At 52.8% G+C, this 8,324-nt stretch carries 11 protein-coding genes; 5 read left to right on the top strand and 6 right to left on the bottom strand.

Annotation, left to right across the window (positions count from 1 at the left end; all coding sequences use genetic code 11):
- Positions 1 to 348 precede the first annotated feature (348 nt).
- On the bottom strand, positions 349 to 444 hold the full coding sequence (gene petL / locus ACP5D4_RS19965) for a cytochrome b6-f complex subunit PetL (protein ID WP_428013368.1): 96 nt from the start codon (positions 442 to 444) through the stop codon (positions 349 to 351).
- Positions 445 to 493: 49 nt separating this feature from the next.
- Here petL and aroB point away from each other — a divergent pair, with 49 nt between their 5' ends.
- Positions 494 to 1,591, top strand: coding sequence for a 3-dehydroquinate synthase (gene aroB / locus ACP5D4_RS19960; RefSeq protein ID WP_428013367.1), 1,098 nt, complete (start codon positions 494 to 496; stop codon positions 1,589 to 1,591).
- 10 nt (positions 1,592 to 1,601) lie between these two features.
- Here the strand turns inward: aroB and ACP5D4_RS19955 are convergent, their stop codons facing one another.
- The gene (locus ACP5D4_RS19955; protein WP_428013366.1) at positions 1,602 to 1,730 is read right to left on the bottom strand and encodes a hypothetical protein; all 129 of its coding nucleotides are present in this window, start codon (positions 1,728 to 1,730) and stop codon (positions 1,602 to 1,604) included.
- A gap of 1 nt (position 1,731) precedes the next feature.
- Here ACP5D4_RS19955 and ACP5D4_RS19950 point away from each other — a divergent pair, with 1 nt between their 5' ends.
- Positions 1,732 to 2,811 carry an ATP-dependent 6-phosphofructokinase gene (locus ACP5D4_RS19950; RefSeq protein ID WP_428013365.1) on the top strand — a complete coding sequence of 360 codons (1,080 nt, stop codon included), beginning with the start codon at positions 1,732 to 1,734 and terminating at the stop codon, positions 2,809 to 2,811.
- A gap of 71 nt (positions 2,812 to 2,882) precedes the next feature.
- Here the strand turns inward: ACP5D4_RS19950 and ACP5D4_RS19945 are convergent, their stop codons facing one another.
- A complete protein-coding gene (locus tag ACP5D4_RS19945) occupies positions 2,883 to 3,269 on the bottom strand; it encodes a thioredoxin family protein (RefSeq protein ID WP_428013364.1) in 387 nt (128 codons plus the stop codon).
- Positions 3,270 to 3,303: 34 nt separating this feature from the next.
- Here ACP5D4_RS19945 and ACP5D4_RS19940 point away from each other — a divergent pair, with 34 nt between their 5' ends.
- Positions 3,304 to 3,657, top strand: coding sequence for a recombinase family protein (locus ACP5D4_RS19940; protein WP_428013363.1), 354 nt, complete (start codon positions 3,304 to 3,306; stop codon positions 3,655 to 3,657).
- Between the two features lie 285 nt (positions 3,658 to 3,942).
- Positions 3,943 to 5,100 (top strand): CBS domain-containing protein, encoded by a 1,158-nt coding sequence (locus ACP5D4_RS19935; RefSeq protein WP_428013362.1) that lies wholly within the window; start codon positions 3,943 to 3,945, stop codon positions 5,098 to 5,100.
- 22 nt (positions 5,101 to 5,122) lie between these two features.
- Here the strand turns inward: ACP5D4_RS19935 and ACP5D4_RS19930 are convergent, their stop codons facing one another.
- Together ACP5D4_RS19930 and ACP5D4_RS19925 are read right to left on the bottom strand one after the other, a co-directional pair.
- Positions 5,123 to 5,866, bottom strand: coding sequence for a sirohydrochlorin chelatase (locus tag ACP5D4_RS19930; RefSeq protein ID WP_428013361.1), 744 nt, complete (start codon positions 5,864 to 5,866; stop codon positions 5,123 to 5,125).
- A gap of 201 nt (positions 5,867 to 6,067) precedes the next feature.
- A complete protein-coding gene (locus tag ACP5D4_RS19925) occupies positions 6,068 to 6,268 on the bottom strand; it encodes a hypothetical protein (protein ID WP_428013360.1) in 201 nt (66 codons plus the stop codon).
- A gap of 596 nt (positions 6,269 to 6,864) precedes the next feature.
- Here ACP5D4_RS19925 and ACP5D4_RS19920 point away from each other — a divergent pair.
- On the top strand, positions 6,865 to 7,056 hold the full coding sequence (locus ACP5D4_RS19920; RefSeq protein WP_428013359.1) for a replication restart DNA helicase PriA: 192 nt from the start codon (positions 6,865 to 6,867) through the stop codon (positions 7,054 to 7,056).
- 113 nt (positions 7,057 to 7,169) lie between these two features.
- Here ACP5D4_RS19920 and rlmN read toward each other — a convergent pair whose 3' ends face one another.
- Complete coding sequence (rlmN, locus tag ACP5D4_RS19915) at positions 7,170 to 8,231, bottom strand: 23S rRNA (adenine(2503)-C(2))-methyltransferase RlmN (protein WP_428013358.1); 1,062 nt, start codon at positions 8,229 to 8,231, stop codon at positions 7,170 to 7,172.
- Between the last annotated feature and the right edge of the window lie 93 nt (positions 8,232 to 8,324).

Raw genomic sequence — 8,324 nt, 5'->3', positions numbered from 1 at the left:
AATGGCAGCGTTATTGAAAATTGGTATAAATCCATATATCACAAAAAACTATTTTTGTCTATATTATTTAATAAAAATTATTTTAATAAAAATGAATTGAATGCGATTCCGATAAGAGAAGTTGCCAAAATTCCTCACCCTATCCCCGGGGGGGATGGTTGGGGGGATAGTTAGGGGGACGCCGAGTTGAGAAAAACGGCTGTTTGAGATTTGGATTCCGTATAATATCCCAACCCACCCGTACAGCGATTATCGAAAATGGAAAATAGACCGAAGGATGTGCCGGGCAAAAGACAGACGCGATCGCAGTGTTCGATCGCGTCCGAGAAGTGCGACGACATCGAGCGTCTAGATTAACTTAACAGCCCGCAATCCAAGCAGCAGAACCACGGCCAGACCGAACGCGCCGCCGAGCATTAACAGATACGCCAGAACACCAGACATTTGGCTATCTCCTTTATTATCTCAATACTGAATCGAACTTCATTAAACCATGACGCAGTCCGTTATTCCTGTGAACTTGCCGCAAAACCCTTACGAAATCGCGATCGCGTCCGACGGAATCGATCGCCTCGGAAGTTGGATGAAATCCCTTCACCTGGGGAAAAAGGCGATGGTGGTGTCCAACCCGACCGTATTCGGTCACTACGGAAAACGGGCGATCGAATCCTTGAAAGATGCAGGATTTCAGGTGTCTCACTACCTGTTCCCCGACGGCGAGGAATACAAAACCCTCGACTCGATTCGAGGACTGTACGACGCCGCGTTGGAGGCGAAACTCGAACGTTCTTCGACAATGGTGGCACTTGGTGGCGGCGTCGTCGGAGACATGACCGGATTTGCAGCGGCCACTTGGCTGCGGGGGATTCACTTCGTGCAAGTTCCCACCTCGTTACTGGCGATGGTGGACGCCTCCATCGGCGGTAAAACGGGGGTCAACCATCCCCAAGGGAAAAACCTCATCGGGGCGTTTTATCAACCGCGACTGGTGTTAATCGACCCGACGGTGTTGAAAACCCTTCCGGAACGGGAATTTCGCGCGGGAATGGCAGAAGTCATTAAATACGGCGTGATTTGGGATGGGGAACTGTTCGGACAGTTGGAAGCTGCCGAGACGCTCGATCGCATCGAACATTTATCCCCGGAACTGTTACGAGAGATTTTAGTGCGATCGTGTCAAGCGAAAGCTGAAGTGGTCAGTCAAGACGAAAAAGAAGCGGGACTGCGGGCGATTCTCAACTACGGCCATACCATCGGTCACGCCGTCGAGAGTTTGACGGGATACACGGAACTGTTACATGGAGAAGCAGTCGGAATCGGGATGGTGGCCGCCAGTCGCCTCGCCGTTACGATGGACTTGTTAGACCGCAGTTGCGACGATCGACAGTTGGCTTTGGTTCAAAAAGCCGGACTTCCGACGCAAATTCCCCAAGGGGTGGACTTCGATGCCATCGTCGCCAAATTACAAACCGATAAAAAAGTCAAAGACGGCAAAGTTCGCTTCGTCTTACCCACAGCAATCGGTAAAGTCACCGTGACCGATCGCGTCACCGAAGACCTCGTGCGATCGGCGTTGGAAACCCTGCGCTAGAAACCCTGCGCTAACAGCGTTTAATCGCTTCGTCAGAAAACGATCGCGCCAGCGATCCTGAAGTTTCTTGAAAGTTTTCTGGCGAACCGGCCCGTTCTACTGCATACTCGTATCGTTCTAGGTTCGATCGAGACTGCACCGTGGGACAACGCAAACGGATCGGAATTCTCACCAGTGGCGGCGACTGTGCCGGACTCAACGCCGCCATTCGCGCGGTCGTGCGCTGCGCCCGAACTTACGATTGGGAAGTTTGGGGAATTTCCCAAGCCACTCAAGGCTTGATGGAACGTCCCCCCAACGCGACGCCTCTGACCGTGGACGACGTAGACCGCACCCTGGCAATGGGGGGAACGATCCTCGGTACCACCAACAAAGGCGATCCCTTCGCTTTTCCCATGCCCGACGGCACAGTTTGCGATCGCTCCCAAGACATCATTTACGGATATCATCAACTGGGACTCGACGCCCTCATCGGCATCGGCGGGGACGGAAGTTTGGCAATTCTCCACCGCATCGCCAAACAGGGCAATATTCCTTTTGTGGGTATTCCCAAAACCATCGATAACGACGTCGGCATCACCGAGCGATCGATCGGCTTCGATACCGCCGTCAACATCGCCACAGAAGCCCTCGATCGCCTGCACTTTACCGCCGCCAGTCACAACCGGGTCATGGTGTTGGAAGTCATGGGACGAGACGCCGGCCACATCGCCCTCAACGCCGGAATTGCCGGAGGCGCTCACGTCATTTTAATTCCCGAAATTCCCTACCAACTCGAAAATATCTGCAACACCATTAAAGGTCGTCAGAAGCGGGGACAACACTACTCGATCGTCATCGTTTCTGAAGCGGTTTGTACCGAATCTGGCGAACATATCACTAAACTGCAACAGTTCGACCAACATCGTTTAGGCGGAATCGGTCAGTATCTCGCTGAGAAAATCGGCGACTGCACGGGGGCAGAAACCCGCGTCACGGTGTTGGGACACATTCAGCGTGGCGGAACCTCTTCACCGCTCGATCGCTTGTTAGCATCCTCTTTTGGCGTGGCTGCGGTAGAAGCGATCGCCCGAGGCGAGTTCGATCGAATGGTAACCTGGCAACACCGCGAAGTCCTCACCGTTCCCATCGAAGAAGCTATCAAGACCTATTGCGCCGTCGACCCCAACGATACGCTGGTTAAAACGGCGCGAGGACTGGGTATCTGTTTGGGAGATTGAGGAGAGGGGAAGAAGGGAGAGAGATTTCCCCTCATCCCCTCATCCCCTCATCCCCTCATCCCCTCATCCCCTCACCCCGCCTTGGCTTCTTGACGGACGGCGCGATCGACGAGATCGCAGAGTTTGGGGTAGGACGTCAGTCCGACTAAACTCTCAACCCGTTGGCCTTCTGAAAAGACCATCACCGAGGGAATGCTGCGAACTTGCAATCGCTTCACGAGTTCCGGTTGGCTATCGGTGTCGAGTTTGACGACCCGGACTCGTCCTGAGTACTCTTGTGCCAATCGATCGATATACGGCTCGAACGCTATACAGGGACCGCACCATTGCGCCGTACAGTAGATTAAAAGCGGTCGATCGCTACTGAACAAACGATCGAGATCGCTTTCTTCAAGAAACGGCGTACTCGTCAGAACCACAGACAGCGAAGGAGTCGTAGAAAGGGTTTGCGCTAACATACGTTTACTAAAAGTCGTTCGATTGACGAGAATTATGACGGTTGATAAAGGCGAAATTTGGCAACGATTAGAACGAGGTCGTCGAGCCAAAGCTGCGCGGGGCGGATATGCTGGATACGGTTCGCCGCCGTTCGGCCAGAAAACGGAAAACGGCGAACTCGTGGCAGACCCGATCGAACAAGAAACCATCGATGCCATCCGACGCCACCATAAATCCGGTAAGTCACTTCAGCAAATCGCTGACTGGCTTAACGATAACGGCTATCGCACCAAACGCGGCCAGCAATGGCGGCGCATTTCCGTTAAGCGCGTTCTCGATCGCCTTTACGGACGGACGCCGAGACTCTCGAGTGACTTTTCCGTTCCTCCGCCTCAGCCTTTGGCTTGAGCTGACCCCCCTCACAGGGCGATGTTGCAACCTGCGAGAGACCCACTCGAGAACAGCCGCAACTCATCTCTAGACAGTACCCTCTGAACGAGGGACTTCTAGAGCGAGCAGACCGTAATATTACTGAGTTAAATTTTTGTTGCCGATAACATGGATCTATTATACACCAAAATATTGTGAAGGTAAATACTATTAAGGATTTCTACGCTTTTGGCGTAACATCCCTCAGAGTGGCTACAATAACCTCGAACTCCTGTTGCGAACCCCGAGGCGCGTCCCCCGAAAATGCCGTTTGAAGATATCTCTAACAACGTCCCCGCACTGGACGAGGCAATCGATCGATCTCCCTTAGTGGTTGCGCCAAACGCAGCCGTTCTCGATGTCATTGCGTCGATGAGTCGAGTGGGAGAAAACCACTGTAGGTTCGCCACAGACGGGGTTCCTTCGTCCCGGTCGATTCCCAACCGTCAGAGTTGCGCTCTCGTGTCCGACGACGATCGCCGCATTCTCGGTATTTTCACGGAACGAGATTTAGTACGGTTGACGGCCACCGGGGTATCCTTATCGGGAAAAACCATCGCCGACGTGATGACTTGTCCCGTCATCACCTTATCCGAAACAGATTTACAAGATATTTTCGCGGCGTTATTTCTATTTCGCCGCTACCGCATTCGCCATCTCGCCATCGTGGACGATCGCGATCGCTGGGTGGGAATCGTCACCCCCAACAGCATTCGCCGCGTCATCCGTCCGAGTAACCTCCTCAAACTGCGGCGAGTGTCGGAAGTGATGACTTCTCCCGTCGTCTCTGGGACTTCAGACCTGCCACTGATGGAGGTGGCGCAACTGATGGAAAACGCTCGGGTTAGCTGCGTTGTCATCACCACAGGGGAGATCGACAATCGCCGCCTTCCCATCGGTATCGTCACCGAACGAGACATCGTACAATTCCAATCGTTGGAACTCAACGTGAGTCAAACGGCCGCCGAAAGGGTGATGAGTTCACCTCTGTTTCTCCTCAAACCGGAGGATTCCCTGTGGACGGCGCATCAAGAAATGCAGAAACGGCACGTGCGGCGAATGGTAGTGTCTTGGGATTGGGGATATCAACTCGGAATCGTCACGCAAACCAGCTTGTTACGGATTTTCGACCCGCTGGAAATGTACAGCGTCGTGGAAACGCTACAACGCACCATCCGCCAACTGACCGCCCAAACCTCTATGCAACCCGTTACACCCACTTTGCAGTCATCGGGTACTGGGGTCGATCGCTCTCAGGTGGCGTTATCCACCGTTCGAGCCTGTTTGGAACAGTTAGCGGGATATCCGGAACTGCAACCGTACCAACGTCGCGCCTCCCTCGATCGCGCCTTGTCAGAATTGAAAATTCTCGAACGGGAACTCGGCGACACGATCGATTTTCCCTCGGAACAGTCAGTATGAGACGAAAACACTTCCAGATCCGTCAAAAGCGCGAGGGAAGCAAGATCTGTTGCAACACCAATTCGGCTAAGTCCGGCGTCGTACCGATAGGCGGCGTGAGAAACAGTTGCATTTCGTCAAAGCGATCGCGAAGCTGTTCGACGTTCTCGGCGATGGCGTCCGTCAAGCCGCCGGAAAACAGAAAATAGGGAAAAATGCCGATCGATCGAACTCCCGTTTCGGACAGTCGCGCGATTTGCGTTGCCAAATCTGGCGAAACCGACCAATAGGCGGGGCTAACCGACATTTCGAGACGCTGCTGTAACTGACGCGCCATCCCGTTGACTCCCTCGTTTCCACCAGGTCTGCGGCTTCCGTGAGACATCAGAACCCAGGCTTCGACTGCTTCCCACGTTGCCATACGACGGTATAACAGCGATCGCATGTCGGGAGAACTGCCAATATGGGGTAACAGTTCGATCGATCCGTTTCCGCCAAGCTGACGACGCGCCAACGCAATTTCTTCAGGAATATCGTCTTTGACGTGAACCCCCGCCAACAGAAACAGGGGAACGACATAGACAACGCCGCCAGAGAAAGGCGATCGATCGAGAAAATCGAGCAGTTGTCGGTGAAGCGGTTGGGGGTGACATTCCAACACCGCCGTTCCCACCTCCGCCTCTGGTATCTTTTCCGATACCAGCCAAGCCAGTCGTTGCAGTTCTTCACCGGGACGGCGATCGCGGCTACCGTGGGAAACCAACAAATATCGATCGGACAAACTCATAAATTTCCAGATATTCCGTCAAACCTTTGTCCTAACACAACCTTCTCGCCAATGCCATCACCTCAGAGACACAGTTACAGAAGTCGTGTCCCAAGCGAACCTCCCCAAAAAAAAGACCGCGCCAGGGACGATTCCTGACGCGAAGGCCGTTATTCGCTTTTGAAGGTGGTTTAATTGGCTCCATCCTTTCAGGCGGCAAGTTTAGCTCATCGCTGCATTGCTGCGATCGTAAGAAATCGCGTTGTTGTAAGACGGTTTTCCTTGAATGTGCGTCCAATGTTCGGATGTTTCACCGGGCATTCCCACTTCAGCAGCAGCGCGACTCAGCAGCGATTGCTGGCGGTTGCGGATGTTTTGGTGATGGCGGCTCATTAAAGCGCGGCTTCGATCGGTAAGAGACATATTATCGTCCTCCTGAGTAATCGGGGGGTTGTCTATTGGTTTTTTAACTCGCACTAACTAATATATCGCATTTCTGTATAATTTTTTACAGTTACACAATTCTTTACACAAAATTTAGAATTTCGGCAACTCGAGGGAGAGGTGATGAGATCGAATCCCCCCCATCTCCCCATCTCCCCATCTCCATAGCGCATCGAAGGTTATTAAACTGCGATCTCGATCGCAGATAAAATACTTGTTAGATTTGACGTTTACTTATTAAAACTTTGTATATTTATGACTCTAACTGTAAAAAAAACGATCTATAAAGTTTTACGTCGTTTCTGAGATCGCCGTTCTAAAATTGACATAAATAGATAGCGGGGATCGCGTCATATGGGAGTTAAACGGAAATAACATCGAATTGACGCCTTTCATATTTCATGACATAATACGATTGAAGACAGTTCACAACGCACAACTCACCATTGCCAATCCCGAGTTGGTTTGTAACAAAATATATCGCAGAAAACCAACACCAAGTCCAAGACCAAGCTCCGATTTTTAATCTTTTTTTAACAATGGCTCAGCTCGCTTCTCCGACTCAAGGTTTTAAGATGACTCCGATGTCCGCCCCTCAAACCGTGCGCTGCCCGAATTGTGGAAACATTGGCGAACGCCGATATCTCCACAGCAGTAACCTCGTGCGGACTCAGTGTCCTCACTGCGACTATCTGATGGTGTCTTGTTCGGAAACGGGGCGCGTCATTGAAGCCTATTCCCCCGGACTCTACTTACCGGGGATGTAACTGACCCCCCCTTTGGCTGTTCCCGATCTGTCAGAACAGCCTAGCCACAGGATAACGGCGGCGTTGCACAAACGCCGCCGTTCTTGTATCTAACCTATTTGAGGCTTTCCTCTTCAGGCTTGACTGTTTTGGCTGGCTCGTAACTGTCCGCAGGCGGCGTCTACGTCTAAACCTTTGGAATAGCGGACGCTAACGGCGATGTGGCGTTCTTCTAAGGCGCGGACGAAGCGATCGATCCGTCGGCGGTCGGGCCGTTGGTAATCCACTTCCGAAATGGGGTTGTAGGGGATGAGGTTGACGTGACTTTGGAAGCCCCGCAGGTGTTGCGCTAGTTCTTCAGCATGTTCGGGGCGATCATTTAACTCCGCCAACAGCAAATATTCAAACGTCAGCCGTCGTCCCGTCAGTTTCACATAGTCGCGACATTCAGCGAACAAATCCTCGAGGGGGTACTGACGCGCACTGGGGATCAGTTGTTCGCGAAGGGCTTGATTCGAGGCGTGAAGGCTGACGGCGAGGGTGGCTTGTAGCTTGTGTTGAGCGAGACGGCGAACGTGGCCGGGAATTCCCACCGTGGAGACGGTCATCGATCGCTGTCCGATTCCCACGTCTTCGTTGAGACACCGCAGTGCGGCTAAGACGTTATCGATATTGAGCAGCGGTTCGCCCATCCCCATGAATACCACGTTGCTGACGCGGCGATCGAACTCTTCTTGCACCGTCAACACCTGATCGACGATTTCGTGAGTTTCCAGGTTGCGAAGAAAACCTCCTTTCCCCGTGGCGCAGAAATCGCAGGCCATGGGACAGCCCACTTGGGAGGAGACGCAGACCGTCAACCGCTTCTGGGTGGGCATTCCCACCGTTTCGACAATGTTTCCGTCGGACAGTTTCAGCAGGTATTTAATGGTTCCGTCTGGGGCGATCGATCGATGGTGAACGGTCGATCGACCGAAATCAACCGCTTCAGCGTTTTCCCGCCATTTCTTGGGAAAAACGGTAATATCAGAGAGCGATCGCGCCCCTTGGCCATACAACCACTGATAAAGCTGTTTGCCGCGATAGGCCGGTTGTCCTTGCTCTTGCACCCAAGCCGTTAACTCCTCGAGAGACGCCCCGAGGCGAGGTGTAGAGGTTCCTTGAGACACTGACTGAGACGCAAGCTGTAGCGACATGGATTCCGAGGGGTTCCGAAGGGTGAGGCAACACTTCATCTTGACATCCTCCCCGGCCTAAAGGCGCGGGGATTCCCAGACCTCACGATCTGA

It is taken from the genome of Baaleninema sp. (genome assembly GCF_049974805.1).
GTDB lineage: Bacteria > Cyanobacteriota > Cyanobacteriia > Cyanobacteriales > Geitlerinemataceae > Baaleninema.
Note: the sequence above shows the minus strand (reverse complement) of the source record. Positions and strands in the feature narration are given on the sequence as shown.